Below are 343 nucleotides of genomic sequence, written 5' to 3'. Positions count from 1 at the left end.
AGCCTTGTTGGTATTATGGCACAGCGCTTGGTTCGTGTTCTGTGTACCTCCTGTCGTCAACCCTACGAGCCTGATGACAGCGAATGCGAATTTCTGCATATAGAGCACGGGCCTGGCCAATCGAAACCTCCTATCTACAAAGCAAAAGGTTGCCCAGAGTGTAATCATCTTGGTTATAAGGGCCGTATTGGTATCTACGAACTTGTGCAAATAGATGAACAGATGCGTGAGCTTATTCATAGCAAAGCCGGTGAGCTAGAGCTTGAAACTTATGCACGTAAGTGTGGTCCAAGCATACATGATGATGGTATTCAGAAGGTGTTGGCTGGCGTTACCACGATTG

Annotated in this window: 1 pseudogene; it reads left to right on the top strand. The window is 46.9% G+C overall.

The features are described from left to right. Window positions 1-343, top strand: a pseudogene (locus A3735_RS30875) (type II secretion system protein GspE); the annotation flags it as partial.

It is taken from the genome of Oleiphilus sp. HI0061, assembly GCF_001635675.1.
This window is presented reverse-complemented; position numbering and strand designations above follow the sequence as displayed.